The following is a 26,458-nucleotide window of genomic DNA, read 5'->3' on the forward strand; positions in this document are numbered from 1 at the left end:
GGTTGGGGGGTGGCGCGTGGTTGGGGGGCGCGTGGATGGAGGGTGGCGCGTGGATGGGGGGGTAGCGCGTGGATGGGGGTGCGTGTGGGGTCAGGGGCGGCGGCGGTGGAGGAGGGTGCTGGTTGCCAGGAGGGCTGTGCCGGCGATTGCTGCCGTCCACGGGAGCCAGGAGGTGTCGGTGGCTGCTTGGGCTGTGGGGCCCGGGCCGAAGTAGCGCTTGGTGTAAGTCGTGCGGCTGTCGGAGGTCTGGTTCGTGGGGGCGCCTTTTTTTATGGCTGCTGCGGGGTTCACCAGGCCGGCGCCCAGGTCGTCGTTGCGGCCGTGGGGTGGGGAGTCGCTCGCCGTTTCGGTGAGGAGTTGTTTGATCTGGTCGGGTCCGAGAGTGGGGTGGGCCGCGCGGACCAGGGCGACCGCGCCGGAGACGTATGCGGCGGCGGCGCTCGTGCCCCAGCCCTCGTAGTACTTGCGGTCGGGGTTGGCGATCACGACGTTCACGCCGGGGGCGCTGACCGTGGCGTACCAGCGGCGGGTGGAGAAGGGGGCGTGGGTGCCGTACTTGTCGACGGCGGTCGCCGCGATCACGCCGGGGTAGGCGGCCGGGTAGGAGACGTGGTCGCCGTGCTCGCCGCCGTTGCCGGCCGAGGCGACGACCGGGATGCCCTTGGCGAGGGCGTACTGGACGGCGGCGTCCTCGCGGGGTTCGGGGTGGGCGGAGTCGCTGTCGTCGCCGAGGGAGAGGTTGATGACGTCGGCACCGTGGTCGGCGGCCCAGCGGATGCCGTCGGCGAGGGCGTTGGCGCGCTCGGTGCGGGCCCGCTTCCGTTGGGGGTCGGCGTCTTCGAGGATCACCCGGACGGGGAGGATCTTCGCCTCGGGGGCGATGCCGAGGACGCCGTCGGCGTCGTCCTTGCCGTGGCCGTGTCCGGCGATGATGCCGGACATGGCGGTGCCGTGGTCCGCCCAGGTCTTGTCGCCGCGGGCGGCGCCGAAGCCGATGAGGTCCTTGCCGGGCAGGACCTGGCCCTTCAGGTCGGGGTGGGTGGCGTCCACGCCGGTGTCGAGGACGGCGACGGTGATGCCGTCGCCCTTGGTGGTCCGCCAGGCGTCGTCGACGTGCAGGGCGTCCAGGGCCCATTCCTGGGTGCGGATGCCGTCGGCGTGCGCGGACGGGGCCGCGAGGATCGCCACGGCGGTGGCGGTGAGGGCGGCCGCGAGGGCGCGGCGGGCGCGGGTCATTCTTCCTCCGCGGCCTTGGCCGCCTGCGTGCGGAAGGCGTGTTCGATGCGGTCGGCGACGCCGGCGGCGTCGTGGCCCAGGCCGGACTGGGCGGGCGCCGAGGTGGCACCGGTGCGGGTGGCCTCGTCCGCCGGTTGCGGGGCCGTCACCTCGCGGCCGTCGGCGAAACCGGAGACGGCGTAGACGACGAGCGGCATGTCGGGCAGCACCTGGATGCTCCAGCTGGCGCGCTGTGCCGGGCCGAAGTCCGCGGCGAGGGTGCCGGGCACGGTGTACGGGCGGGGCATCAGGTCGCGGCGGGCGGCCAGCCGCTCGGTGGTGAACCGCTTGTCGAGGGCGCGCATGCCGGAGACGTCGGTACGGGTGGTGACCACGCCCACGGTGATCACGCTGCTGTGGGTGGCGTCCGCGTAGTCGGCGCGCAGCAGCCGCTTGCAGCCGGCCGGGGACAGCGCCTTGGCCAGCAGCGGGTCGAAGGCGTCGGCACAGTTGGTGTCGGGGGCGACCGCGATGCGGTGCCAGGTGCGGTCGGCGCCGCCGGGGCCGGCCGCCGTGCCGTGCAGGGTGCGTGGGAAGAGGCTGTTCACGGGGGCGCTGTGCCACAGGCCGCGGGCGTCGCCGAAGGTGGCGGCGGACGGCCGGCCGCCGGGTTCGCCGGCGAGCCAGCTGCCGGCCGCGGCCCCGCCGATGAGGCCGAGGCCGAGGACGAGGCAGCCGGCGACGAGGGCTCTGCGTACGGCGGGGCGGCGCGGTGGGGTGGGTTCCGCGGGCTGTCCGAGGGTCGCGGCGTCGCGCTCCGGGGGGAGCGGCGTACGGTCGGCCGGCCGCTCCTGGGGGGACGTTTCCGCTCGTGCGGGCTTGCGGGGGGCCTTCGTGGCACTTCTGGTCTGCCAGGCGGCCGCCGCGTTCGCAAGGTGGAAGGACGCGGTGTCGCGGTATCCGGGCGGTGCGGGGCGGCTGGGCTTCGGCGGGACGGTGGGCCGGGGCGGTGCCGACGGTGCGGGGGCGGGTTCCGGCGCGGTGTCGGGCGTGGGCTCGTCCTGGCCGGTCGTCGGGCGGTACGGCGGGGGCGGGGGTATGCGGGGCAGGCGGCGCGGGCCGGCGTAGTTCGCTTCGGTGCTCACCCGCGCTCCCCCTCGCGCAGTCCGGTCCCGTACCCGGACGGCGGCATGCCGGGTGGAACGTATCGATCAGACCTGGTGCCGCGGGTCTGCGGGCCACGGCCTGCGCCACTTTACGGGCTGTCGCTCCCCCTCCCGCAACTCGCGTGCAGTACCGGTCACGCCACCGTGTCCGGTCTGTAGTGATCTCTCCCCTACCCTGCGGTAATGCGGTCTGGCAGGCTGCCGTCATGCACCGGCTGACCTCCGAACCCCATGCCTTGGAGGCCCGTTACGACCGGGCCACCGCTCACCTCGACGCGCCGCTGGCCATCGTCGACCTTCCGGCGTTCGACGCCAATGCCGCCGATCTCGTGCGCCGGGCGCAGGGCAAGCCGATCCGGGTGGCGAGCAAGTCCGTCCGCTGCCGGGCCCTGCTGGAACGCGTGCTGGCGCGGGACGGCTTCGCCGGGATCATGAGCTTCACGCTGGCGGAGTCCCTGTGGCTGGCGCGGTCGGGCTTCTCCGACGTCCTGCTGGCGTATCCGTCGGCGGACCGGGCGGCGTTCGCCGAGTTGACGGACGATCCGAAGCTCGCCACGGCGGTCACGGTGCTGGTCGACGACGTGGCGCAGCTGGAGTTGATCGACGCGGCGCGGGCGGGCGGTCGGGCGGAGATCCGGGTCTGTCTGGAGCTGGACACGTCCTTCCGTACGGCGGGCGGCCGGATGCGGGTGGGCGCGCGCCGCTCGCCGCTGCGGGAGCCTGCGCAACTGGCCGAATTCGCGCGGCTGGTGGCCCGCCGGCCGGGCTTCAAGGTCGTCGGACTGATGGCGTACGAGGGCCATGTGGCGGGCGTGGGCGACGCGGTGGCCGGGCGGCCGCTGTTCTCGCGGTCGGTGCGGGTGATGCAGGCCGCGGCGCGCCGGGAGTTGGCGCGGCGCCGCTGGGAGGCGGTGCGCGCGGTCCGGGCCGAGGCGCCGGATCTGGAGTTCGTCAACGGCGGCGGCACGGGCAGCGTGCAGGGCACCGCTGCGGAGGCGGCGGTGACGGAGGTCGCGGCCGGGTCGGGGCTGTACGTGCCGCGGCTGTTCGACAATTTCCGCTCGTTCAGCGGCCGGCCGGCGGCGCTGTTCGCGCAGCCGGTGGTGCGCCGGCCGGGGCCCGGCGTGGTGACCGTGCTGGGTGGCGGCTATCCGGCGTCCGGTGCGGCGGGTGCCGACCGGCTGCCGGAGCCGTATCTGCCGGCGGGGCTGGCGTACGACCCGCAGGAGGGCGCGGGCGAGGTGCAGACGCCGCTGCTGGGCGCGGCCGCCGACGGGCTGCGGGTGGGCGACAAGGTGTGGTTCCGGCACGCCAAGGCGGGCGAGCTGTGCGAGCGGTTCGACGCGCTGCGGCTGGTGGACGGTGACCGGGTGGTGGCGACCGTGCCGACGTACCGGGGCGAGGGGCACACGTTCCTCTAGGGTGGCGCCGGGCGGGCGCCGCCCGCGGGCGGGTCAGGCGGTCGGCTCGATGCCTTGGAGGATCTTGTCCATGTCGGCGAGCGGCGGGGCCTGTCCGCCGACGTCGAAGTTGAAGCGGACCACGACCATGGAGCCGGAGCCGCCCGGCGAGGGGAAGGCGACGGACTGGGCGATGCCGTCCGGGCCCTTCTTGTTGGTGACCTTCCAGCGGACCAGGTAGCCCTGTTGGCCCGCGACGGTCACCTTCGCCGACTTCAGTTCCTCGTGCTTCTCGATGCCGCCGTAGTAGTCCTTGTCGCCGTACTCGCCCTTGCCGTAGACCGCCTCGACGTTCTTCTGCATGTCGGCCTTGGCGATGCCCTCGGCGGTGGTCTCGGAGAAGCCCGCCGCGGTCTCGGACAGCACCTTGCCGCGCATGCACTGCTTGGCGGTGTCGCCCTTGCACTGGTACGGGCCGATGTACAGGTCGGTGTCGCGGCCGAAGTCGTCCTTGTGCCAGCCGTCGAGCACCGGGATGGCGATGCTGTTCAGGGCGTCGACGAGGGTGTCCTCGTCGTCGGTGGGCACCGGGTCAGGCGCCGCCGAGCTGGTGGCCGGCTCGGGAGAGGGGCTCGCGCTGCTGCTCCTGCTCTCCGTCGGGGCGGCCTTGGGGTCGTCGTGCGGTGCGTCGCCGCCGCCGAGGGTGACGGCGAGGACGGTGCCGGCGGCGGCCACGACGACCACGGCGGCGGCGATCGCCGCGATCATCGGGCCGCGCTTCCGGCCACCGCCGCCCTGGCCGGGGCCGCCGGGCTGGACGGGGCCGAACCCGCCGGGCACGGTCCCCGGGCCCTGGTGGCCGGGGAGCTGCTGCGGGTACCCGTAGGCCCCGGGCGCGCCTTGCTGCGGGTACCCGTACGCCGCCGGTGCGGCCTGTGCTGCGCGGGTCTGCTCGGTCCACGCCGAACCGTCCCACCAGCGTTCGGGCGCGGGACCGTTGCCTGTGTGCCCCGGGTCTGGGTACCAGCCCGGCGGTGTCGTCATGCTCACGCCGGACACCTTATGGCCGGAATCAACCGCCGTACACACTGTCCCGCTGGTCGGGCACCACGCTGCCGTCGGCGCGGCGGACCGGCCCGAAGCCGCCCGCCGGCTCGATGTGCGCGGCGGTGGAGCAGGGGTACGTGCCGGACTTGCGCGGCAGCGGCTCGATGAACATGGGGTTGACCACCCAGCGTCCGTCGGCGTTGTCGTAGGCGCGGCACATGAACTCGTTCTTGTTGCGGTTCAGCACGAGGTGCGCGCCGGTGGCGTCGCCGACGAAGGTGACGTCGGTGTCCGCGTCGCCGCCGCCGAGCGCGATGCGGTGGGAGAAGTCCTGCTGCTGCCAGGCCTTGGCGCCCTTGATGCCGAAGATCTCCTGGTTGACCCAGCAGCGCTTGCCGTCGACGTACGGGATGGCCTCGCCCTTGTTGTCGCCGATGCCGCCGCAGCCCTGGTTCTCGTACGTGATGCGGCCGTGCTTGTCGAGGACGCTGCGGATGGCGATGGTGTGCTGCTTGTCGAAGCCGATGCCGGCCGACCAGACCTCGGTGACGGGCTCGGACCCGGCGGAGACGATGTAGACGTCGAAGCCGGCGCGGCGGAGCGTGTTCACCAGGTCCCGCTGCTGGTCGTAGTAGCGCACGTAGGCGGGGACGGTGTGGCTGCCGACCTTCACCGTGCTGCCGATCGGCGCCTTCAGGGCGCGGGTGCGCGCCGTCGCGGCGTAGGAGCGGAGCTCGGCGACGGTGTGGCCGGCGAACAGCTGCGGGATCCAGGCGTACTGGGGCACGGTGCGACGGTGGTTCCAGGTGCCCGCGAAGGCCTCCGCACCGCCGTGTGTCTTCGCCTCGTCGCGGATCGAGAAGATCTCGTCGGCGCAGGCGGTGTTGGTGGAGGTGTTCAGGGGCGCGCCGACGGGCACGTCGGTGCCGCACGCCTTGGTGAGGGCGCGGTCGGCGGCCGGGGTCAGCCACTTGCTGGTGTCGCGCCAGCGGGCCGGCCGGAGGATCTTGTCGTGCTGCAGGGACCAGACGAGCGTCGCGTCGGTGACGTCGTTCTTGGTGATGGTGTTGTCCCAGTCGAAGGCGGCGACCGGGCGCTGTCCGTGGCCGTGCGCCAGTTCCGGGTGGGAGCAGACGCCGCGTTCGTCGATGGTGCGCTGGAGCTTGTCGCGGTTGGTGCCGTACCACTTCAGGCTCTTCGACAGCTGCGGGCAGCTCGCGTGCCGGGTGGTGGGGGCTGCCGGTGTCGCGGTGGCGGGCACGGCGGCGGCCAGGGTGGCGGTGACGGCCAGGGCCAGGGCCGGCGCGAGGGTGGGCCGGATGCGCATACGTCCTCCTTGACGGTGCGGGCCGGGGCGGGACCCGTCCGGGCCGGCGGCGCGCGGCCGCCGCCCCGAACATGATCGGCAAACCATACCCGTGGGTCCTACACGATGTGCTTACACCGGCGTGACGTACGCCCCGGCGATGCCGCCGTCGACGAGGAATTCGGCCGCGTTGACGAAGGAGGAGTCGTCGCTGGCGAGGAAGGCGACCGCGGCGGCCATCTCCTCGGGCTCGGCGAACCGGCCCACCGGCACGTGCACCAGGCGGCGCGCGGCCCGCTCCGGGTCCTTGGCGAACAGCTCCTTGAGGAGCGGGGTGTTGACGGGCCCGGGGCAGAGCGCGTTCACCCGGATGCCCTCACGGGCGAACTGCACGCCCAGCTCGCGGGACATCGACAGCACGCCGCCCTTGGACGCGGTGTAGCTGATCTGGGAGGTGGCGGCGCCCATGACGGCGACGAAGGAGGCGGTGTTGATGATGGATCCCTTGCCCTGACGCTGCATGTACGGGAGGGCGTACTTGCAGCACAGGTAGACGGAGGTGAGGTTGACCTCCTGGACCCGCTTCCAGGCGTCCAGTCCGGTGGTGAGGATGGAGTCGTCGTCGGGCGGCGAGATGCCCGCGTTGTTGAAGGCCACGTCGACCGAGCCGTAGGTGTCGTACGCGGTCTTGAACAGCGCCTCGACCTGGGCCTCGTCGGTGACGTCGACCTGGACGAAGAGGCCGCCGACCTCGGCCGCGGCGGCCTTGCCCGCGGTCTCGTCGATGTCGGCGCAGACGACGTTGGCGCCTTCGGAGGCGAGGCGGCGGGCGGTGGCCAGGCCGATGCCGCTGCCGGCCCCGGTGATCACGGCGGTGCGGCCGACGAGCCGGCGGCAGACGGGGGCCTCGGTCGCGTCAGGGGTCTCGGTCACGTCACTGCTCCTCGGTGCTGATGAAGACGTTCTTGGTCTCGGTGAAGGCGGCGAGCGCGTCGGGGCCCAGCTCCCGGCCGAGGCCGGACTGCTTGTAGCCGCCGAACGGGGTCCAGTACCGGACGCTGCTGTGCGAGTTGACGGAGAGGTTGCCGGCCGCGACGGCGCCGGAGACGCGCAGCGCCCGGCCCACGTCGCGGGTCCAGATCGAGCCGGAGAGGCCGTAGTCGGTGGCGTTGGCGAGCCGGACGGCCTCGGCCTCGTCCTCGAAGGGCAGCACGACGGCGACGGGGCCGAAGATCTCCTCGACGGCGGCGCGGTCCCCGGGCCGGCCCTCCAGGACGGTCGCCGGGTACCAGAAGCCCTTGCCCTCGGGGGCCTCGCCGCGGATGGCGACGGGGGCGTCGTCGGGGACGTAGGACCGTACGCGGTCGCGCTGGGCGGCGGAGATCAGCGGGCCCATGCCGGTGGCGGGGTCGGCCGGGTCGCCGACGGTGACGGCCTTGACGGCAGGCTCCAGCAGCTCCAGGAAGTGGTCGTACACGGAGGCCTGGACGAGGATGCGGCTGCGGGCGCAGCAGTCCTGGCCGGTGTTGTCGAGGAAGGAGCCGGGCGCGGCGGCCGCGGCCTTCTCGATGTCGGCGTCGGCGAAGACGATGTTGGGGCTCTTGCCGCCGAGTTCGAGGGTCACCCGCTTCACCCCGTCGGCGCACCTGGCCATGATCTGCTTGCCGACGCCGGTGGAGCCGGTGAAGACGACCTTGGCGACGCCGGGGTGCCCGACGAGCGCGCTGCCCGCGACGGGGCCGGCGCCGGGCAGCACCTGGAAGAGGCCTTCGGGCAGGCCGGCCGCGAGACCCAGTTCGGCGAGGCGGAGGGCGGTGAGCGGGGTGGTCTCGGCGGGCTTGAGAAGGACGGCGTTGCCCGCGGCGAGGGCGGGCGCGGTACCCCAGGCGGCGATGGGCATCGGGAAGTTCCACGGCGCGATGACGGCGACGACGCCGAGCGGTTCGTGGAGCGTGATGTTCAGGCCGCCGGCGACCGGGATCTGCGCCCCGGTCAGCCGCTCGATGCCGCCGGCCGCGTATTCGAGCAGATCGCGGGCGTTGCCGGCCTCCCAGCGCGCGTTGCCGACCGGGTGGCCCGCCTCCCGTACCTCCAGCTGGGCGAGCTCTTCGAGGTGGGTGTCGACGGTGGCGGCGAAGCGGCGCAGCAGCCGGGCGCGGTCGCCGGGGGCGAGCGCCGCCCACTGCCGCTGGGCCTCGGCGGCCCGGGTGACGGCGGCGTCGACCTGGTCGGGGGTGGTGGCCGGGACGGTCGCGATGACCTCTTCGGTGGCCGGGTTCAGGATCCGGTGCTCGGCGGGTGCGGGCCCGGCGGGCGGCTGGTGCTCGGAAGACAAGTGACTGGACCTCACATGCGTTCGAAGGAGCGGAACCGCTCCCAGTCGGTCACGGCGGAGTCGTAGGCGTCCAGCTCGACACGGGCCATGTGGAGGTAGTGCGCGACGACCTCGTCACCGAAGGCGGCCTGCGCTATCGGGCTCTTCTCCCACAGGTCGGCGGCTTCGCGGAGGGTGGTGGGGACGTGCTGGGCGTCGCCCGCGTAGGCGTTGCCCGTACAGGCCGCCGGCAGCTCCAGCTTGTGCTCCACGCCGTACAGCCCGGCCGCGACCATGCCGGCCACCGCGAGGTAGGGGTTCACGTCGCCGCCGGGGAGGCGGTTCTCGAAGCGGTGCGCGTGGCCCTGACCGATGACGCGCAGGGCGCAGGTGCGGTTGTCCGGGCCCCACGCGACCGCGGTGGGCGCGAAGGAGCCGGGGCGGAAGCGCTTGTAGGAGTTGATGTTCGGCGCGTACAGCAGCGTGAAGTCGCGCATCGCGGCGATCTGCCCGGCGAGGAAGTGCCGCATCAGCGGCGACATGCCGTACTCGCCGTCCGCGTCGGCCAGTACCGGGACGCCGTCCTCGTCGCGGAGCGAGAGGTGGATGTGGCAGGAGTTGCCCTCGCGCTCGTCGTACTTGGCCATGAAGGTGAGCGCCATGCCCTCCTGGGCGGCGATCTCCTTGGCCCCGGTCTTGTAGACGGAGTGCTGGTCGCAGGTGGTGAGGGCCTCGTCGTAGCGGAACGCGATCTCGTGCTGGCCGAGATTGCACTCGCCCTTGGCGGACTCCACGGTCATGCCGGCCGCGCCCATCTCGTTGCGGATGCGGCGCAGCAGCGGCTCGACGCGGCTGGTACCGAGCACGGAGTAGTCCACGTTGTAGAGGTTGGCCGGGCTCATGTCCCGGTACCCGCGCCGCCACGCGTCCTCGTAGGTGTCCTTGAAGACCATGAACTCCAGCTCGGTGCCGGCGTACGCCTGCCAGCCGTGCTCGGCGAGCCGGTCGAGCTGGCGGCGGAGGATCTGCCGCGGGGAGGCGGCGACGGGGCTGCCGTCGTGCCAGGCGAGGTCGGCGGTGAGCAGCGCGGTGCCGGGGCTCCAGGGCGTGCGGCGCAGGGTCGCGGTGTCGCCGTGCATGCAGAAGTCGCCGTAGCCGCGCTCCCAGGAGGACATGGCGTAGCCGTCGACGGTGTTGAGGTCGACGTCCACGGCGAGCAGGTAGTTGCAGCCCTCCGAGCCGTGCGCCAGCACGTCGTCGAGGAAGAAGCGGGCGGCGAACCGCTTGCCCTGGAGCCTGCCTTGCATGTCGGTGAAGGCGAGGACGACAGTGTCGATCTCCCCGGCGTCGACGAGCCCTCTCAGCTCCTCGACCGAGAGCGGGGGCGTGCGGTCTGCCACGGTGGTGCCTCCTGTCGCTGCATCCGGAGGTCATAAGGTATGCACAGGAACCATTGATTGGGAAGGGGTTGCGGTGGACGGAGCGGCGGATCGGCTGGCGCCGGTGCTGCGCCCGGTGCGGGCGGGCAACGGCTTCGAGGAAGCGCTGGAGCAGATACTCCAGATCGTGCGGCTGGGGCTGGTCCCCCAGGGCGAACGGCTGCCCGCCGAGCGGGAGCTGGCCGAGCGGCTGCAGATCAGCCGGGTCACCCTGCGCGAGGTGCTGAAGGTGCTGCAGGACGAGGGGCTGGTGATCAGCAGACGCGGGCGGTACGGCGGCACGTTCGTACGGGAGCGCGCGGAGACGCCCGGCGAGGACGAGCTGCGCCGCCGCATCGGAAAGGTCGACGTGGAGGATGTGCTGCGGTTCCGCGAGGTGCTGGAGGTGGGCGCCGCCGGGCTGTGCGCGGGGTACGGGCTGGACGGGGCGCAGGCGGAGCGGCTGCGCGCGGCGCTGGCCGCCACGCACGACGCGCCGCTGGCGGACTACCGGCGGCGGGACACGCTGCTGCACCTGACGCTGGCCGAACTGTCCGGCTCGACCACGCTCGCGGCGCAGTACGCGGCCGTCCGGGCGACGGTGAACGACCTGCTGGACTGCATCCCGCTGCTGGTGCGCAACCTGGAACACTCCCAGGCGCAGCACACCGCGCTGGTGGAGGCGGTGCTGGAGGGCGACGCGGACGGGGCGCGGGAGGTGATGCGCGAGCACTGCTGCGGCACGGCGGCGCTGCTGCGCGGCTTCCTCACGGCGCCGCCGGCGGCGTCCTGACCCGGGCGCGACCGGGCAGGCGTCCCCCGCACCGTAATCGTTCTTTTACGGCACGGGTCTTGCCTCCGACGCCCGGACCCCACAAAGGTGTGACGCCGGACCTTTACCCCCCCCCGAGGCAGGAGCGGCTCATGGCCGACAGCACGGAACCGCGCACCGCACCGACCTCTCCCCCACCCGCCGGGGCCGCCGCGCCCGAGGACGCCTACCTGGAGAAGCGCGCGCTGCGCCGGGGCAGCGCCGGCCCGCTGCTGCTGACCGGCCTGGGCGTGGCGTACGTCGTCTCCGGCGACTTCTCCGGCTGGAACAACGGCCTGGCCCAGGGCGGTTTCGGCGGCCTGGCGGTCGCTGCCGTGCTGATGGGCCTGATGTACACCTGCCTGGTCTTCGCGCTCGCCGAGCTGGCGTCCGTGCTGCCCACGGCGGGCGGCGGCTACGGCTTCGCGCGCCGGGCGCTGGGCACCTGGGGCGGCTTCCTGACCGGTACCGCCATCCTCATCGAGTACGTCCTCGCGCCCGCCGCGATCTCCATCTTCATCGGCGACTACGTCGAATCCCTCGGCCTCTTCGGGCTGACCTCCTCCTGGCCCGTCTACCTCGCCTGCTTCGTCATCTTCATCGGCATCCACCTGTGGGGCGTGGGCGAGGCACTGCGCTTCAGCCTCGTCGTCACCGCCATCGCGGTCGCGGCCCTGGTCGTCTTCGCGCTCGCCGCGGCCACCGACTTCCACGTGAGCGCCCTGAACGACATACCGGCCGACGAGCACGCCTTCGGCGCGTCCTCCTGGCTGCCCTTCGGCCTGCTCGGCATCTGGGCGGCGTTCCCGTTCGGCATGTGGTTCTTCCTCGGCATCGAAGGCGTGCCGCTGGCCGCCGAGGAGACCAAGGACCCGGCCCGTACGCTGCCGAAGGCCATGGCCGCCGCGATCGGCGTCCTGCTCCTCCTCGCCCTGGTCACCTTCCTCACCGCGACCGGGGCGCGCGGCGCCGCCGCCATCCGGTCCGTCGGCGACCCCCTCGTCCAGGCGCTCCAACCGCACGGCGAGCCCACCGTCGCCTCCCGCGTCGTCAACTACGCGGGCCTGGCCGGCCTGATCGCCTCCTTCTTCTCCCTCATCTACGCCGGCTCCCGGCAGCTCTTCGCCCTCTCCCGGGCCGGCTACCTGCCCCGCTTCCTCTCCCTCACCAGCCGCCGCAAGGCCCCCTACCTCGGCCTGCTCGTCCCCGGCGCGCTGGGCTTCGCGCTCGCCGCGGCCACCGGCGACGGCGCCCGGATGCTGAACGTCGCGGTCTTCGGCGCCACCATCTCCTACGCCCTGATGGCCCTCTCCCACATCGTGCTGCGCCGCCGCGAGCCGGAGTTGCCGCGCCCGTACCGCACCCCCGGTGGCGTCCTGACCTCCTCGATCGCCTTCGTCCTGGCCTGCTCGGCACTGGTGGCGACATTCTTGGTGGACAAGGAAGCGGCCGTCATCGCACTCGTCGTGTACGCCGTCGCGCTGGCCTACTTCGCGCTCTACTCGCGGCACCGGCTGGTGGCCGCGGCACCCGAGGAGGAGTTCGCCGCGCTGGCGGCGGCCGAGGCCGAACTCGAACGCGACTGACCGTCCGCCCACGACACCGCCCTCACCGACCGGAGGATCCCTTGTCCAAGCCCCTCATCGGCATCAGCACCTACCTGGAGGCCGAGGCCCGCTGGGGTGTCTGGTCTCTCCCGGCCGCACTCCTGCCGGCCGGCTACCACCGCCTCGTACAGAACTCCGGCGGCCTCGCCGCCATGCTGCCGCCGCACGAGCCGGACCTCGACCGGGACGAGGCCCGGGAGGCGGCCGCGGCCGTCGTCGCCCGCCTGGACGGCGTGGTGATCGCCGGCGGCCCGGACGTCCGGCCGGAGCGGTACGGCGCGGAAACCGACCCGCGCACCGGACCGGCCGCCCTCGCCCGCGACGCCTGGGAACTCGCGCTGATCCAGGCGGCGCTGGACTCCGGCACCCCGCTGCTCGGCATCTGCCGCGGCATGCAACTGCTGAACGTCGCCCTCGGCGGCACGCTGCACCAGCACCTGGACGGGCACGGCGGCCCGCCCGGCGTCTTCGCCCGGCACAAGGTCGAACCGGTGCCGAACACCCGGCTCGCCGCGGTCCTGCCCGAGCCGGTGTCCGTACCGACCTACCACCACCAGTCCGTGGACCGGCTCGGCCGCGGGTTGGTGGCTTCCGCGTACGCCGAGGACGGCACGCCGGAGGCGCTGGAGGTACCGGACGCCGAGGCCTTCGCGCTGGCCGTGCAGTGGCACCCGGAGGCGGACGACGACCTGCGGGTGATGCAGGCGCTGGTGACGGCCGCCACCCCCTGACGCACCGTCAACCGCCCGCGATACGTAGCGCTGCCGTACCCGTCCTCCCGGGCGGCGTCAGAGACCGACGTCGTCCGCGACCCCCACCAGCAGCACCCGCGCGCCCGGCTCCTGGGCGCGCCAGCGGTGCGTCACCCCGCCCGTGCAGTACAGGGTGTCGCCGCGGCCCAGCTCGTACCGCTGCCCCTCGGCCTCCGCCTCCACGGCACCCTCGATCACGTACAGCAGCTCGTCGTTCGGGTGCCGGAACTCCCGCCCCCACTCGTGGGTGCCGGTGAACTCCAGCGCGTGCAGCTGCTGCTGGCCGCGGACCAGCGGCCGTACCGCGCCCGCCGCGCCGTCCGCCAGCGCCGCGGCGGGGTCCGCGCGCACCACGTCGACGGCCCGCCGGTCCTCGGCCGCGCCGAGCAGTTGGACCGCCGTGGTCTCCAGGGCGTCGGCGATGCGCTGGAGCGAGCGCATGCTCGGCCGGGCGCGGTCGTTCTCCACCTGGCTCAGGAAGGGCTTGGACAGGTCGGTGCGCCCGGCCAGTTCGGCGAGCGTGAGGTCCAGCGCGCGGCGGCGGCGCCGCACGGCCCGGCCGACCTGCGGCGCCCCCTGATCTTCACGCATCCCGCACTCCTTCTCCCCTTTATCGCCACGTTCACAGCGTTGCAACGAATGCCCTCTAGCATCGAACCTGTTTGACGCCATCAAACAAAGTTTGACGAGAGAGGGCTCCGCCATGACCGCTGTCGATCAAAACACACGCCGCCGCCGCGGCACCGGCCTGCTCGCGCTCGACGAGGACGTCGCGTACCCCGGCTACACCCTCTACGCGCCGCTCACCGGCTCCGGCGAGGTCTACCTCGTCGACCTGCACGGCAAGGTCGTCCACCAGTGGAACCTCCCCTACCGCCCGGGCCGGCACGCCCGCATCCTCCCCAACGGCAACCTGGCCTACAACGGCGTACTGCCCGACCAGGAAGCCCTGTTCCCGATGTGGCACAAGTACCGCGGCGGCGTGATGCAGGAGATCACCCCCGACGGCACCGTCGTCCGCGAGCACATCGACCCGCTCCAGCACCACGACGCGCACCACCTCGGCGACGGCCGCATCCTCTACGCCGCGCTGGAGCCGCTCACGGGCGACGCCGCGGCAGCCGTACGCGGCGGCGTCCCCGGCTCCGAGCCGACCACCGCCGAGGGCCCGACCGTCTGGGCCGACACCATCAAGGAGGTCGACGCGGACGGCAGCGAACTCTGGTCCTGGCGGGTGTCCGACCACCTCGACCGCGACGAGTATCCCCTCCACCCCGACTACTCGCGCGAGCACTACCCCCTCATCAACGCCGTCCTCCCGCTCGCCGACGGCAACATCCTCGCCAGCCTCCGCAGCGCTTCAGCAGTCATCGTCATCAGCCGCGCCACCGGAAAGATCATCTGGCGCACCGAGCCCGGCATCGTCTCCCAGCAGCACAACCCCACCGAACTCCCCAACGGCAACATCCTGATCTTCGACAACGGCGTCTTCCGCCCGCACCGGGACGTCCCCTTCTCCCGCGTCATCGAGGTCGAGCGGTCCTCCGGAAAGATCGCCTGGGAGTACCACGACCCCGCCCGCGAAGCCTTCTTCGCCCCCTTCATGGGCAGCGCGCAACGCCTCCCCAACGGCAACACACTCGTCTGCGACTCCCCCGCGGGCCGTATCTTCGAGGTCACCGCCGACGGCTACCTCTGCTGGGAGTACGTCGTCCCGCACTTCGGCGGCTACCGCGAGCCGGAGGTCGGCCGGATCTTCCCGGCCCAGCACAACGCCCTGTTCCGCGCCTATCGTTACGGCGCCGAGGAACTGCCCTGGCTGCCGGAGCAGGGGTGACCGGTGGCCGTCCCCGCCGGCACCACCCGTACCGGAGGCGACACCCCTGACGGACCGTCCGGTCCCGACGGCCGGCCGGTCCACCCGGTGGACGAACGCCTCCCGCTGCACCGGCTCCTCCCACTGGCCGCGCAGCACGTCCTCGCGATGCTCGCGGCCCCGGTCTCCACGGCCTTCCTGATCGCCACCGGCCTCGGGCTGTCCCCGGACCGCACGGCGGCCCTGCTCAGCGCGACCCTCGCGCTGTGCGGGGCCGGGGCCCTCCTCCAGTCCCTCGGCGTCCTCCGGATCGGCGCCCGGCTGCCGTTCGTCATGCTCCCGGGCGGCGCGGCCGTGGCCATCTTCCTCCAGACCGCGAAGGACCACGGCCCGGCCACCGCCTCCGGCTCCGTCCTCATCGCCGCGGCCTTCCTCCTCGCCGTCCTCCCCCTCTACCGCCGCATCGTCCGCTTCTTCCCACCGGTCGTCCTGGGCACCACCGTCCTCCTCATCGGCATCAACATGGTCGACGTCACCGCGCCGATGATCGCCCACGACACCTGGCTGGCCCTCGTCACCATCGGCGCCACCGCACTCTGCTACCTCGTACTGCCCGGCGTGTGGCGGCAGATGTCCGTACTGATGGGCATCGCAGCGGGCACGGCCGCCGCCCTGTTGACCGATACGGGCACGCACGCCGCCCCGGCCACCGGCCCGGTACTCGCCCTCCCCCACCCCTTCCCGTACGGCGCCCCCCACTTCGACCTGCTCGCCGCCATCCCCCTCATCGTCTTCACCCTCGCCTCCCTCGCCGAGGCCACCGGGCAGACGGTCCTCAACAGCGAGGCGGTGGGCCGCGACCCGGACCCCGCCCGCGACGTCCCCCGCACGGTCCGCGCCGACGCCCTCACCTCCCTCGCGGCAGGCCTGCTGGGCACCTCCATCATGGTCACCAGCGCCGAGAACATCGGCCTCGTCCAACTCACCCGCGTCCGCAGCCGCTTCGTCACCGCCGGCGCCGGCACGCTCCTCATCCTCATCGGCCTGCTCGCCCCGATCTCCCGCCTACTGGCGGCACTCCCCACCCCGGTCGTCGGCGGCGCCGGCCTGGTCATCTACGCCGTCATCGCCGCCATGGGCCTCGGCATGCTCCGCCGCGCCGACACCTTCGAGGGCCCGGTCATCACGGTCGTCGCCCTCACCCTCCTCGCCGGCCTCCTCCCCGTCCTCGCCCCCGAGTTGTACGAGCCCCTCCCCGTCTGGGCCCGCACCCTCTTCGGCAGCGGCGTCCCCGCGGGCGCCATCACGGCGGTGGTGCTGACGGCGGTGTTCACGCACCACGGAACGCGTCCGAAAAGCCCGCCCGCCGACAGCCTCCCGCGCAGACCCGGTGACCCCGGTACGGGCGGTTCCTGACGCGGCGTTAGCCTGGGCGTGCGCCTATTCCTTGAAGGACGCTCCTCCTTCAGGGACTTCTGCGAGACGGTCGGCCGCGAATTCATGCCGTCCGGTGGCACCCTCAGCGGTGCGCAGCTGGACACCTGGCTGTTCTGGGTGGACAACGACCTGATGCCGAGAAACCGCGCGATACAGAATCTACTGGCCGCCAAGGCCCACCTCATCGACGCCGCACACATGCCCGCCTCGTACCTGGCGTTCCTGGACCACCACAACTCCTGGCACGTGAGCCATCTCCGCTGGAAGGAAGAGGGCGTGCCCTACCGCTGGCATTCGAGAACACCGTGGCCCGAGGAGTTCGCATGCGACGTCATCACGGCATTCGAGAACCTGAAGCAACGCCAGGAAGAACTCGCCGGCACCCTGACGGCCTCCTGATGCCCTGTGTCACGAGGGTGCGGGCCGGCTTTCCCCCGCCGATACAACTCGCCACCTGGGCCACGGCAGGCCACCGCTGCGCGCCGCCCGAGGGGCGCCCGTAGGGTGCCGGCATGATCCGAGCTGTGGCTTTCGATATCGGCGAGACGCTGGTGCGCGACGACCGCTACTGGACATCGTGGGCCGACTGGCTCGGCGTTCCCCGGCAAACGCTGTCCGCGCTCGTCGGTGCGGTCGTCGCCCGGGGCCGGAACAACGCCGACGCCGTCGACTGCTACTCCCCGGCATCGACCTCGCCGAGGAATACCGCGCCCGCGAGGCCGCCGGCCAGCGGCGAGCAGCTGGACGAGAGTGACCTGTACGACACGGGCGGTCCTGGGTACCCAACCCACGACGGCAGCGGGATGCTGAGTGCCGGCGGCTGCACACGACACCATCCGCTCCGGCGTCTCCCCCGTGCGGCCTCCTGCAAGTCGGCGGGCGCGCCACACCGTGACGGGACACCACCGTGGTCCGCCCGCCGCACCCTTCGTGGGCATGCGCCCCTCACTCTCGATCGCTCGGAGCCTCGCCTCGACCTGTAGCGGCCGTGCCCCCGCGGCAGTCACAGCAGTCCCCGGTTCGGCCCGCCGCAGACGCAGCGTGCCGCGCAGTTCCTCGACGCCGAACTTCATCGACGCGTCAGCGAGCGGCCCGTGTCGAGACTTCGCCACGTGAGACGTCCTTCAAGGGGGATCGGGCGCCCGGTCGCTGTCGGGGTCCGCGGTGTGTTCGGCTTCGTCCCGGATGAGCAGGGAGAGCAGGCCGGCCACGGTCAGGCCGGACTCGGCCGGGTGGCGCAGCACCCTGCCGGGGTCGACCTTGTACACGTTGCTGCGTCCTTCGCGGGTGCGGGAGAGATACCCCTCGCGCTCCAGGTCACCGATGATGCCGTGGACGGCGCGTTCGGTGAGCCGGCAGTGGGCAGCGAGGTCACGGATGCGGACATGCCGGTTGTCGGCGATGGCGGCCAGTACCCGTGCGTGGTTGGTGACGAACGTCCATCCGGTGTGTGGCTGAGGTACTCCATTCATGGACTTCAACCATAGGGCGCACGCGGTTGCACGCATCCCAAAGCATGCACATTTTTTCCTGTATCAATTGACCTGTGTGGGTCGGAGTGGGCAGCCTGAGTGCGAGCCAGCGCAGACAGGTAGCACAGGGAGTAAGGCCATGCCGGAGCCTGCGTACTCTGAGCAGTCCCTTCCTGGGGGAAGCGGCGCACCCCCGGAGGCCGGCCGGACGCCGCCTTCGGCGGCTACATTCGACATCGCTTCGTCCGGCGATCGAATGAGGGTGACCGTGCATGCGGACCTCGGTCCTGACGACGGCCACCAAGTCTCCTCGATCGTGCAGCAAGCCCTCGGCATCTCGGTCGAAGGCATCGATCTGGACCTGAGCGCAGTGAAGTCGTGCGATTCCTCCGGCGTCTACCTGCTGCTCGACCTGCGCCGACGGGCTTTCGAACGGGGCAAGACCGTCATCATCTGCTCCAGCAGCCCCGCGGTGGAGCGACGGCTTGACCTGACCGGTATCCGGACGCTGTTCGCGCCCCCGAGCCCGAACAACAGGAACACCGCGCAGTCAACCGATCAGGACGCACGCTCCGACCACAACACTGCGCAGGACCCGCATGCCGTCAACGCCCAACTGCGACGGGCCATCCAGACCCGTCCGATCATCGACCTGGCACGCGGCATCCTGATGGTCAGCTTCGGCCTGAGCCCCGACGGAGCCTGGGACGTGCTGGTCACCACCTCACAGAAAACCAACACCAAGCTGCACCGTCTGGCCGGGGACGTGGTGGGCGCCGTTCACGGGCCCGCTCTGTCCAAGGCCGTCCGAGAGCAGTTGGCCGCCGCGGCTGTGAAGGCAACCGCCGAGTCGCCACCCCGGCCGGCCCGAAACTTCACACCGGAATCTCCCGGCCATCACTGACACGCACCCTCTGTCGCCGGCTCTGCGATCCCAGGAGCAGTGCCGGCCCGCACGGCCCAGGACTGCGCGGGCTACGAGTCGCGATGTGGTGTCGATCCGCTGAGGTCTCATGCCGTGCCGGTGGACGTGGTCCCGGCTCATGAGTGTGTGAGCGGGGCGGCGCTGCGCTCGCAGTACCGCCCCGCTCGTACCCACTGAGGCTTTCGCGACGTCGCGGGCTGCACGGCACGCTTTCCCCGAGCGCTGGCATCTGTGCCGTCCCGTGCTCCCGGCGCCTGCCCGGCCCGGCACAGGTCAGACGCCGCCGAACGGTGGAACTACGAGGTGGCCGCGCCCGGGAAACCAGCGCGACCGCGAGGCCGACGAGCGGGCGGACCGGCTCGCCGCGCGGGAAGGCCCGGGAAGGCCGCAGACGCAGCTGGCCGCGACAGCGTCCGCCGGGGCCCGAGAGGCTCTCAGCCCGGTCCGGCTCGGCCTCTGCCCTGCCCGTCACCGCACCGGTCAGGGCACCGCCCGCGTCAGTCCCAGCAACTCCCGCGCCGGCCCCGTAGGGCGTTGGCCTGTGGGCCAGATCGCTCGGAGGTCGCGGCCGAGGGGAATGCCCGGGACCGGGATTTCCACCAGACGGCGGGCTGCCAGTTCTTCGCCGACGGCGAGTTCGCTGAGGACCGAGGGGCCGGCGGCGCTGACTGCGGCGGCTTTCACCGCGGTGGTGGAGGCGAGTTCGAGGAGTGGGGGCGCAAGGGGGCCGCAGAGCGCCAGGGCCGCGTCGAGGACCTGGCGGGTGCCGGAGCCCTGTTCGCGGAGGATCAGGGGGGTGGCGGCCAGTTCGCGGCCGGTCAAGGGGGTGCGACGGCGGGCCCATGGGTGGGACGGGGCGGTGACCACCATCAGGCGGTCGTGGGCGATGACCGCGCCGTCCAGCCCGGGCGGTACGTCCAGGCCCTCGACGAAGCCGAGGTCGGCCTCGGCGGAGAGGACCCGTTCCGCGACCACGGCGGAGTTGCCCGCGGACAGCGACACCGCGGTGTCCGGGCGCTGGGTGCGCAGCGCGATCAGCCAGCCGGGGAGGAGGTACTCGGCGATGGTCATGCTCGCGGCCACGCGGAGCCGGGAGTCGCGCCGGGCCCGCAGCGCCTGCGCGCCCGCGTCGAAGGCCTCGGCCGCCTCCACGATCCGCCGCGCCCAGTCCGTGACGAGCGCGCCGGCATCGGTGAGCCGGGAGCCGCGCGGTGAGCGTTCGACGAGGCCGACGCCCAACTGGCTCTCCATGGCACGGAGTCGGCTGGAGGCGGCGGGCTGGGTGATGCCCAGCTCCTTCGCGGCGCGGCCCAGGCTGCCCAGCCGGGCCACGGCGAGCAGGAGCTCCAGCGCGCCGAGGTCCGGGACGCGGTGCGCCAGCCGGCCACCGTGCGCCGGTCCGCCGTCCTGCGCCGGCCGGCCGCGGTGCGCCGCTTCCGGCACACTTCCTTCCTGTTCCCGCTCCGCTTCGCTCATAAGACCAGCTTATGTCCTCATAGGAGTGAGCCCCCTGGTGGAACCCGGCGTGTGGCGAAACGCTGGTGGCATGGCAACCCTCGCGCATTCCAGTTCCCGTCCGGTGACCGGTTCCGACGGCCGTCCCCGTGGCTCCGTACGGCACCTCGGCCCCAACTGGTACGCCGCCGTCATGGGTACGGCGATCGTCGCCAACGCCGGTGCCACCCTCCCGGTGCACTCAGGCGTACTGCGTTCCGCGTACGAAGCCGTCTGGGCGCTGTCGGCCGTCCTGCTGGCCGTGCTGCTCGCCGCCCGCGCCGCGCACTGGGTCCGCCACACCGACCAGGCCAGGGCGCACCTGCTCGATCCGGCCGTGGCCCCGTTCCACGGCTGCCTGGCGATGGCGCTGCTGGCGGTCGGCGGCGGCACGCTCGCCGTGGGCAAGGACGTGATCGGTCTGTCCCCGGCGGTGGCGGTGGACAGTGTGCTGTGGGTCGCCGGGACCGTGACCGGGCTGGCCGCGGCGGCGGCCGTGCCGTACCTGATGGTGACCCGGCACCGTATCGACGTCGGCTCGGCCTCCCCCGCCTGGCTGCTGCCCATCGTCGCCCCGATGGTCTCCGCGGCCATCGGGCCCGGCCTGATCCCGCATCTGCCGGCCGGTCAGTGGCGGGAGGCGTTGCTGCTGGGCTGCTACGGCATGTTCGGGCTGTCCCTGCTGACCGTGCTGGCCATGCTGCCGCTGGTGCTCTCCCGGCTGATCCACCACGGCCCGCTGCCGCTCGCCGCGACGCCCGCGCTGGTCCTCGTGCTCGGCCCGCTCGGCCAGTCCACGACCGCGGTGGGCAACCTCGCGAACGCCGCGCCCGCCGCCGGCTCCGCGTACAGCGGCGCGATGACCGCCTTCGCCGTGCTGTACGGCGTGCCGGTGATGGGGTTCGCGCTGCTGTGGCTGCTGCTCTCCGCCGCGCTGGTGGCCCGCGCGTTCCGCGGCGGGATGCGCTTCTCGATGACCTGGTGGGCGTTCACCTTCCCTGTCGGTACGTGTGTCACCGGCGCCGCCGGGCTGGCCGGGCACACCGGACTGGTCCTGTACGACTGGCTCACCGTCGGGCTGTACCTGCTCCTGGTGGCGGGCTGGCTGACGGCCTTCGTGTATACGGCCCGCGGGCTCGTCCGGGGCACGCTCCTCGCGCCGCCCGCCTCGGCCGCGGCATCGACGGCTACGGCTACGGCTACAGCCACGGCTACGGCGACGTCTACCTGACGCCCGCCCGGACCCGCGCGCAGGACCGCGCCCGGGCCCGCGCCCAGGCCTGCGCCCCGGGCGGTGTGCCGGCAGGTGGCTGCCGGCGCGCCGCCGCTACCGCCGTACGGCCGCCTCCAGCGCCGTCCGCAGCACCCCGGGAGCCGCCGCCAACGACGGGCCGTACCAGGTGAGATGGCGGCCGCTGACGAGCGCGGCGGGCATCCCCGGGAACGCCTCGGGGCCGTCGTCGGCGGTGAAGCGGTACGGCTCGTCGGGGAGGACGACGAGGTCGGCGCCGCGGGCGTTCAGCTCGTCGAGGGGGATCTTCGGGTAGCGGTCGGCGTGGTCCGCGTACAGGTTGCGGACGCCCAGCCGGGCCAGCAGGTCACCCGCGAAGGTGGCCCGGCCGAGAACCATCCACGGCCGCCGCCAGATCGGCACCACGGCGGTGAGCGGCGGGTCGTACGCCGGGACCTCGCGCCAGGCCGCCTCCGCGTCGTCCAGCCAGCTCGGGCGGGGCAGCCCGCAGCCGCGTACCAGGACACGGTCCAGCTCGCGGAAGGCCTGCGGCAGGTCGCGGACCTCGGTGACGAGCACGTCCAGCCCGGCGGCGCGGAGCGCGGCGAGGTCGGCGGGGCGGTTCTCCTCCTCGTTGGCGATCACCAGGTCGGGGGCGAGCGCCGCGATCCGCGCGGTGTCGGGGTTCTTGGTGCCGCCGATGCGCGGGACGTCGAGGCCGGCGGGGTGGCTGCACCAGTCGGTGACGCCGGCCAGCAGCTCGGGCCCGGTGGCGGCGACGGCCTCAGTCAGGGACGGGACGAGGGAGACCACCTTGCGTACGGGAGCGTGAGAGGTCATCGCCCCACCGTAGGCCCCGCGACAGGGCCTGCCGACCGCGGACGGGCCCCGTCGTCGGAGTGCCGACACGCGGACGGGCCCCGCCACCGGAGTGCGGTGGCGGGGCCCGTACCAGGGAGGGGCGACCGGTCAGGACCGGTTCGGCGTCACGGTGTCACTTCACCGGCGCCATCTTGTCGACGATGCCCGGGTGGGCCTCGACCCACTTCTTGACGCCCTCTTCCTCATGACCGGTGCCGGCCTTGTTGACGGCCTGCTCCAGGCTCGCCAGTTCCTCGGGCTGCATGTGCCAGTTCTTCAGCCACTTGCTGAACTCGGGGAACTTCTTGGGGAAGCTCTTGTTCGCGAGCGACTTGATCTGGTTGTTGGCGCCCCAGGTGCCCTTCGGGTCCTTCAGCTTGGTCAGGTCGTACTTGTCGTACGCCCAGTGCGGCGACCACAGGACGACCGCGATGGGCTCCTTCTTGGCGTAGGACCGCTCCAGCTCGGCGAGCATGGCGCTGGTGCCGGCCTCGGTGACCTTCATGTCCTTGATGCCGTAGGCCGGCAGGACCTTGCTCTTCAGGCGCTTCATCTCACCGGTGCCCGGCTCGATGCCGATGATCTTGCCCTTGAACTCGTCCTTGTGCTCACGCAGATCGTCCATGGTCTTCACGCCCTTCACGTAGGAAGGCACCGCGATCTCCAGGGACGTCTTGTCGTACCACGCACCGAGGTCGACGAGATCGTTCTTGTACTTGTCCCAGTACTGCTTCTGCGCGACCGGCAGCCAGGCGTCCATCTCCACGTCGACCTGGCCGGTGGACATGCCGGTCCACATCGGTCCCACGTCGAGGTTGCGCATCTTCGGCTTGTAGCCGCGCTGCTCCAGGACGTACTTCCACAGGAAGGAGGTGGCGATGCCCTCGTCCCAGGACGGGTAGCCGATGTTCGGCGCGGCGCCGGCGTCCTTGCCCTTGGCGTAGGCGCCCGGGGCCGGGGCCAGCTTGTCGGCCATGCCCGGGTTCTTCTTCAGCCAGGCCTTGACGCCGTCCTGCTCGTGGCCCTTGCCGGCGTCCTGGATCTCCGCCTCCAGGCTGGTGAGCTGCCCCTCGTCCAGGTGGAAGTTCTTCATCCACGAGGCAACCTGCGGCTCGTCCTTGGAGAAGCCCTTGCGGCCGAGGGCGTGGATGCCGTCACCGGAGCCGAAGGAGCCCTTGGGGTCCTTGAGCTTGGTCAGCTTGTACTTGCTGTACGCCCAGTGCGGGGACCACAGGGTCACCGCGACCGGCTTCTTGGCCTTGATCGAGCGGTCCAGCTCGGCCAGCATCGAGGAGGTGCTGGACTGCTGGAGCTTGTACTCGCCGGCCAGGCCGTAGTCCTTGAGGACCTTGTCCTTGACGATCTTCATCTCGCCGGCGCCCGGCTCGATGCCGACGATCTTGCCGCCGAACTCCTTGCCCTTGCCCTTGAGGTCGTCGAGCGTCTTCACGCCCTTGACGTAGGACGGTACGGCGATCTCCAGGGAGGTCTTGTCGTACCAGGCGCCGTAGTCCTCGAGCTTGTTCTTGTACTTCTTCCAGTACGAGGCGTGGGTGACCGGCAGCCAGGAGTTGGTCTGCACGTCGATGTCGCCCTGGGCCTGGCCCGTGTAGAGCGCGCCGGCCTCCAGGGCCTGCGCCTTGGGCTTGAAGCCGCGCTGCTCCAGCAGCTCCTTCCACAGGTACGTGGTGGCCTTGCCCTCGTCCCAGTTGACGTAGCCGAGGTTGATCGTCCGACCGTCGCCGATGCCGGCGGCCGAGTTCTCGCTCTTGCCGCCGAAGGCGTTCATGCCGCCCGCGGCCAGCGCGAGCACGACCACGCCGACCATCGCGAGCGAGGTCGCCGGGCGCCACTGCAGGAACTTCCAGCCGCCGAGCGCGGCCTGCGCCTTGGCCAGCGCGCGCCGGCCGAGCGGCGAGACCCGCTGGTTCAGGGCGCCGGTCATCCGATCCAGGTACATGGCGAGGATGACCACCGCGAGACCGGCCTCGGTGCCCAGACCCACGTCGACGGAGCTGATCGCGTCGTAGACGGAGGAGCCCAGACCGCCGCCGCCGACCATGCCGGCGATGACGACCATGGACAGCGCCAGCATGATGACCTGGTTGATGCCGGCCATGATCGTGGGCAGCGCGAGCGGGATCTGCACGCGGAAGAGCGTGCGGCGCGGGTGCGTGCCGAAGGCGTCGGCCGCCTCCACCAGCTCCGCGTCGACCTGCCGGATGCCCAGCTCGGTCATGCGGACGGCGGGCGGCATGGCGAAGACGATGGTCGCCACGATGCCGGGGACCACGCCGAGGCCGAAGAAGAGGATGCCCGGGATCAGGTACACCATCGCCGGCATCGTCTGCATCAGGTCCAGGACCGGGCGCACCGCGCCGCTGACCGCACGGTTGCGGGCGGCCCAGATGCCCAGCGGCACCGAGATGACGACGATGACCAGGCAGGCCACCAGGACCAGGGAGAGGCTCTCCATGGTCGCGTCCCACTGTTCGATCGAGTCGATCAGTACGAAGCCGAGGAAGGTCAGTACGGCGGCGAGGAAGCCGCGCAGCCACCAGGCGAGCACCGCGAGGATGCCCGCGAGGAACAGCGGCTCGGGCGCCGCGAGCACCATGTGGAAGAAGCCGTACACCGCGTTGAGCACGCTGGTGATGGCGTCGAAGAGCCAGGCGACGTTCGACCGCAGCCAGTCGACTGCGGCGTCGGCCCAGGCGCCGATCTCGATCCTAGGCACCGGCGATCACCTTGCTCCCGTCGGCGGGCTTGTCGTCGCCGGTCTTGTCATCGGCGGACTTGCCGTCGCCGGTCGTGTCCTCGCCGCTCTTCTCCACCGTGTCGGCGTCCGTCGGCTTCGCGTCCTCGGGCTGCTTGTCCTCGGGCGTGACGTCCGCGGGCTTCGCGTCCTCCGGCTGCTTGTCCTCCGGCTGCTTCGCGTCCGCGGAGGCCGGCTGCGCGGGTACGCCGGCGGCCGGTGCGGTGTCCGCCTCGGCCTCGCCGAGCACGGCGAGCAGCCGCTGCGTCGGCACGGCGCCGACCAGCTCACCGGCGGCGTCGACGACGGCCACCGGGACCGTGCTGGCCGAGCAGGGCGCGAACAGGTCGACGAGCGGGGTGTCCTCGGTGACCGTGGCGGGCGCCGCGGCGCGGAACCGCTCGGCGGTGGACATCTCCTGGCCGTTGGCGTCCTTGCCGCCCAGTACCGACGCCACGTCCGTCATGATCGCGCCCGCGGTCAGCACGCGGGTGCGGTCGACGTCCTGGATGAAGGAGGCGACGTAGTCGTTGGAGGGCCGGACGAGGATGTCCTCGGCGGTGCCGTTCTGGACGACCCGGCCGTCGCGCATGACGGCGATCCGGTCGCCGAGCCGCATGGCCTCGTTCAGGTCGTGGGTGATGAAGACGATCGTCTTCTTCAGCGTCTTCTGCAGTTCCAGCAGCTGGTCCTGCATGTCGCGGCGGATCAGCGGGTCCAGCGCGCTGAAGGACTCGTCCATCAGCAGCAGGTCCGCGTCAGTGGCCAGCGCACGGGCCAGGCCCACGCGCTGCTGCATGCCGCCGGACAGCTCGTCGGGCCAAGACTTCTCCCAGCCCTTCAGGCCCGCGAGCTCCAGCGCCTCATGGGCACGCTTCTGCCGCTCGGCCTTCGGTACGCCCTGCACCTCCAGCCCGTACGCGGCGTTCTCCAGCACGCTGCGGTGCGGGAAGAGCGCGAAGTGCTGGAAGACCATGGAGATCTTCTGCGAACGGACCCGGCGCAGCTCTTTCGGGCTGAGCGTGGTCAGGTCCTGGCCGTCGAACCGCACACTGCCCGCGGTCGGCTCCAGCAGCCCGTTCAGCATGCGCAGCAGCGTGGACTTGCCGGAACCCGACAGACCCATGACGACGAAGATCTGGCCTTCGTCCACGGTGAACGACGCATCGATCACCGCTGCCGTCGTACCCTCGGCGCGCAGCTCGTCGCGGGTTGCCCCGCCCTCGAGTTTCCGCACGGCGTCATCGGGTCGTCTGCCGAACACTTTGTACAGGTGCTCGGCTTGCAGCCTGGACACATACACCTCTCGAGTCGAACCAAGGTACGGCCCGTCCCAAGCCATGGGTGATCCCCAGGCCGAAAGGCTGGGGAGGGGCCGTGGAGCGGCACGACTTCGGGCCGCCTGCGCCGGGAAAAGAAAAGTTGAATCCC

General features: G+C 72.1%; 22 protein-coding genes and 2 pseudogenes. 10 read left to right on the forward strand and 14 right to left on the reverse strand.

Translation table 11 applies throughout. The features are described 5' to 3' along the window. Positions 1 to 90: 90 nt before the first annotated feature. A complete protein-coding gene (gene mycP, locus IF20_RS24255; protein ID WP_052867418.1) occupies positions 91 to 1,236 on the reverse strand; it encodes a type VII secretion-associated serine protease mycosin in 1,146 nt (381 codons plus the stop codon). Continuing rightward, positions 1,233 to 2,360 (reverse strand): hypothetical protein, encoded by a 1,128-nt coding sequence (locus IF20_RS24260; RefSeq protein ID WP_199896724.1) that lies wholly within the window; start codon positions 2,358 to 2,360, stop codon positions 1,233 to 1,235. Before IF20_RS24260 ends, mycP begins: the two co-directional genes overlap by 4 nt. A 227-nt stretch (positions 2,361 to 2,587) precedes the next feature. Between IF20_RS24260 and IF20_RS24265 the strand changes: the two genes are divergently transcribed. Continuing rightward, positions 2,588 to 3,802: an amino acid deaminase/aldolase gene (locus IF20_RS24265; RefSeq protein ID WP_110944500.1), complete on the forward strand. Its 1,215-nt coding sequence runs from the start codon at positions 2,588 to 2,590 to the stop codon at positions 3,800 to 3,802. 33 nt (positions 3,803 to 3,835) lie between these two features. Here the strand turns inward: IF20_RS24265 and IF20_RS24270 are convergent, their stop codons facing one another. The 5 genes from IF20_RS24270 to IF20_RS24290 form a co-directional block, all read right to left on the reverse strand. Continuing rightward, complete coding sequence (locus IF20_RS24270; protein WP_052867419.1) at positions 3,836 to 4,825, reverse strand: DUF2510 domain-containing protein; 990 nt, start codon at positions 4,823 to 4,825, stop codon at positions 3,836 to 3,838. A gap of 28 nt (positions 4,826 to 4,853) precedes the next feature. Then, entirely contained in the window at positions 4,854 to 6,155 is a 1,302-nt protein-coding gene (locus IF20_RS24275; protein WP_052867420.1) for an HAD family hydrolase, read from the reverse strand. A gap of 111 nt (positions 6,156 to 6,266) precedes the next feature. Further along, a complete protein-coding gene (locus tag IF20_RS24280; RefSeq protein WP_052867421.1) occupies positions 6,267 to 7,067 on the reverse strand; it encodes a 3-oxoacyl-ACP reductase in 801 nt (266 codons plus the stop codon). Between the two features lies 1 nt (position 7,068). Then, the gene (locus IF20_RS24285; protein ID WP_052867422.1) at positions 7,069 to 8,469 is read right to left on the reverse strand and encodes an aldehyde dehydrogenase family protein; all 1,401 of its coding nucleotides are present in this window, start codon (positions 8,467 to 8,469) and stop codon (positions 7,069 to 7,071) included. 11 nt (positions 8,470 to 8,480) lie between these two features. Beyond that, on the reverse strand, positions 8,481 to 9,848 hold the full coding sequence (locus tag IF20_RS24290; protein ID WP_052867423.1) for a glutamine synthetase family protein: 1,368 nt from the start codon (positions 9,846 to 9,848) through the stop codon (positions 8,481 to 8,483). A 73-nt stretch (positions 9,849 to 9,921) separates the two neighbouring features. On the opposite strand from IF20_RS24290, the gene IF20_RS24295 reads away from it, so the two are divergent. The 3 genes from IF20_RS24295 to IF20_RS24305 all read left to right on the forward strand — a co-directional run bounded on the left by IF20_RS24295 (position 9,922) and on the right by IF20_RS24305 (position 13,015). Further along, entirely contained in the window at positions 9,922 to 10,659 is a 738-nt protein-coding gene (locus IF20_RS24295) for a FadR/GntR family transcriptional regulator (protein WP_110944502.1), read from the forward strand. Between the two features lie 131 nt (positions 10,660 to 10,790). After that, the gene (gene eat, locus IF20_RS24300; RefSeq protein WP_052867424.1) at positions 10,791 to 12,263 is read left to right on the forward strand and encodes an ethanolamine permease; all 1,473 of its coding nucleotides are present in this window, start codon (positions 10,791 to 10,793) and stop codon (positions 12,261 to 12,263) included. Positions 12,264 to 12,304: 41 nt separating this feature from the next. Then, a complete protein-coding gene (locus IF20_RS24305) occupies positions 12,305 to 13,015 on the forward strand; it encodes a gamma-glutamyl-gamma-aminobutyrate hydrolase family protein (RefSeq protein ID WP_052867425.1) in 711 nt (236 codons plus the stop codon). Positions 13,016 to 13,072: 57 nt separating this feature from the next. Here the strand turns inward: IF20_RS24305 and IF20_RS24310 are convergent, their stop codons facing one another. Further along, on the reverse strand, positions 13,073 to 13,627 hold the full coding sequence (locus IF20_RS24310) for a helix-turn-helix domain-containing protein (protein ID WP_052867426.1): 555 nt from the start codon (positions 13,625 to 13,627) through the stop codon (positions 13,073 to 13,075). 112 nt (positions 13,628 to 13,739) lie between these two features. Between IF20_RS24310 and IF20_RS24315 the strand changes: the two genes are divergently transcribed. The 4 genes and pseudogenes from IF20_RS24315 to IF20_RS40070 all read left to right on the forward strand — a co-directional run. Further along, positions 13,740 to 14,873, forward strand: a complete 1,134-nt coding sequence (locus IF20_RS24315) for an arylsulfotransferase family protein (protein WP_052867427.1) — start codon at positions 13,740 to 13,742, stop codon at positions 14,871 to 14,873. 3 nt (positions 14,874 to 14,876) lie between these two features. After that, positions 14,877 to 16,268 (forward strand): uracil-xanthine permease family protein, encoded by a 1,392-nt coding sequence (locus IF20_RS24320; RefSeq protein ID WP_234426800.1) that lies wholly within the window; start codon positions 14,877 to 14,879, stop codon positions 16,266 to 16,268. 84 nt (positions 16,269 to 16,352) lie between these two features. Then, positions 16,353 to 16,688, forward strand: a complete 336-nt coding sequence (locus IF20_RS24325; protein ID WP_052867428.1) for a hypothetical protein — start codon at positions 16,353 to 16,355, stop codon at positions 16,686 to 16,688. A gap of 113 nt (positions 16,689 to 16,801) precedes the next feature. Continuing rightward, positions 16,802 to 17,065, forward strand: a pseudogene (locus IF20_RS40070) (HAD family hydrolase); the annotation flags it as partial. A gap of 153 nt (positions 17,066 to 17,218) precedes the next feature. On the opposite strand, the pseudogene IF20_RS40075 reads toward IF20_RS40070, so the two are convergent. Together IF20_RS40075 and IF20_RS24330 are read right to left on the reverse strand one after the other, a co-directional pair. Continuing rightward, positions 17,219 to 17,359: pseudogene (locus IF20_RS40075) on the reverse strand (MerR family transcriptional regulator); the annotation flags it as partial. 54 nt (positions 17,360 to 17,413) lie between these two features. Next, positions 17,414 to 17,761, reverse strand: coding sequence for a helix-turn-helix transcriptional regulator (locus IF20_RS24330; protein ID WP_052867429.1), 348 nt, complete (start codon positions 17,759 to 17,761; stop codon positions 17,414 to 17,416). Positions 17,762 to 18,029: 268 nt separating this feature from the next. Here IF20_RS24330 and IF20_RS24335 point away from each other — a divergent pair, with 268 nt between their 5' ends. Further along, entirely contained in the window at positions 18,030 to 18,665 is a 636-nt protein-coding gene (locus tag IF20_RS24335; protein WP_199896726.1) for an ANTAR domain-containing protein, read from the forward strand. 501 nt (positions 18,666 to 19,166) lie between these two features. Here IF20_RS24335 and IF20_RS24340 read toward each other — a convergent pair. Beyond that, positions 19,167 to 20,162, reverse strand: coding sequence for a LysR family transcriptional regulator (locus IF20_RS24340; RefSeq protein ID WP_110944504.1), 996 nt, complete (start codon positions 20,160 to 20,162; stop codon positions 19,167 to 19,169). Between the two features lie 70 nt (positions 20,163 to 20,232). On the opposite strand from IF20_RS24340, the gene IF20_RS24345 reads away from it, so the two are divergent. Continuing rightward, positions 20,233 to 21,411: a TDT family transporter gene (locus tag IF20_RS24345; protein WP_052867431.1), complete on the forward strand. Its 1,179-nt coding sequence runs from the start codon at positions 20,233 to 20,235 to the stop codon at positions 21,409 to 21,411. A gap of 96 nt (positions 21,412 to 21,507) precedes the next feature. Here IF20_RS24345 and IF20_RS24350 read toward each other — a convergent pair whose 3' ends face one another. From IF20_RS24350 to IF20_RS24360, 3 genes are all read right to left on the reverse strand, one after another. After that, entirely contained in the window at positions 21,508 to 22,251 is a 744-nt protein-coding gene (locus IF20_RS24350; protein WP_052867432.1) for a helical backbone metal receptor, read from the reverse strand. Positions 22,252 to 22,405: 154 nt separating this feature from the next. Continuing rightward, complete coding sequence (locus IF20_RS24355; protein ID WP_052867433.1) at positions 22,406 to 25,009, reverse strand: ABC transporter permease/substrate binding protein; 2,604 nt, start codon at positions 25,007 to 25,009, stop codon at positions 22,406 to 22,408. Beyond that, positions 25,002 to 26,324 (reverse strand): quaternary amine ABC transporter ATP-binding protein, encoded by a 1,323-nt coding sequence (locus IF20_RS24360; protein ID WP_110944505.1) that lies wholly within the window; start codon positions 26,322 to 26,324, stop codon positions 25,002 to 25,004. Before IF20_RS24360 ends, IF20_RS24355 begins: the two co-directional genes overlap by 8 nt. Positions 26,325 to 26,458 lie beyond the last annotated feature (134 nt).

Origin of the sequence: Streptomyces niger, from assembly GCF_000718305.1 — a bacterium.
Lineage (GTDB): Bacteria > Actinomycetota > Actinomycetes > Streptomycetales > Streptomycetaceae > Streptomyces > Streptomyces niger.

Coding starts and splice junctions, on each gene's coding strand:
- mycP (WP_052867418.1), bottom strand. CDS start 1,236: ATGACCCGCGCCCGCCGCGCCCTCGCGGCCGCCCTCACCGCCACCGCC.
- IF20_RS24265 (WP_110944500.1), top strand. CDS start 2,588: ATGCACCGGCTGACCTCCGAACCCCATGCCTTGGAGGCCCGTTACGAC.
- IF20_RS24270 (WP_052867419.1), bottom strand. CDS start 4,825: ATGACGACACCGCCGGGCTGGTACCCAGACCCGGGGCACACAGGCAAC.
- IF20_RS24275 (WP_052867420.1), bottom strand. CDS start 6,155: ATGCGCATCCGGCCCACCCTCGCGCCGGCCCTGGCCCTGGCCGTCACC.
- eat (WP_052867424.1), top strand. CDS start 10,791: ATGGCCGACAGCACGGAACCGCGCACCGCACCGACCTCTCCCCCACCC.
- IF20_RS24310 (WP_052867426.1), bottom strand. CDS start 13,627: ATGCGTGAAGATCAGGGGGCGCCGCAGGTCGGCCGGGCCGTGCGGCGC.
- IF20_RS24315 (WP_052867427.1), top strand. CDS start 13,740: ATGACCGCTGTCGATCAAAACACACGCCGCCGCCGCGGCACCGGCCTG.
- IF20_RS24325 (WP_052867428.1), top strand. CDS start 16,353: ATGCCGTCCGGTGGCACCCTCAGCGGTGCGCAGCTGGACACCTGGCTG.
- IF20_RS24330 (WP_052867429.1), bottom strand. CDS start 17,761: ATGAATGGAGTACCTCAGCCACACACCGGATGGACGTTCGTCACCAAC.
- IF20_RS24340 (WP_110944504.1), bottom strand. CDS start 20,162: ATGAGCGAAGCGGAGCGGGAACAGGAAGGAAGTGTGCCGGAAGCGGCG.
- IF20_RS24345 (WP_052867431.1), top strand. CDS start 20,233: ATGGCAACCCTCGCGCATTCCAGTTCCCGTCCGGTGACCGGTTCCGAC.
- IF20_RS24350 (WP_052867432.1), bottom strand. CDS start 22,251: ATGACCTCTCACGCTCCCGTACGCAAGGTGGTCTCCCTCGTCCCGTCC.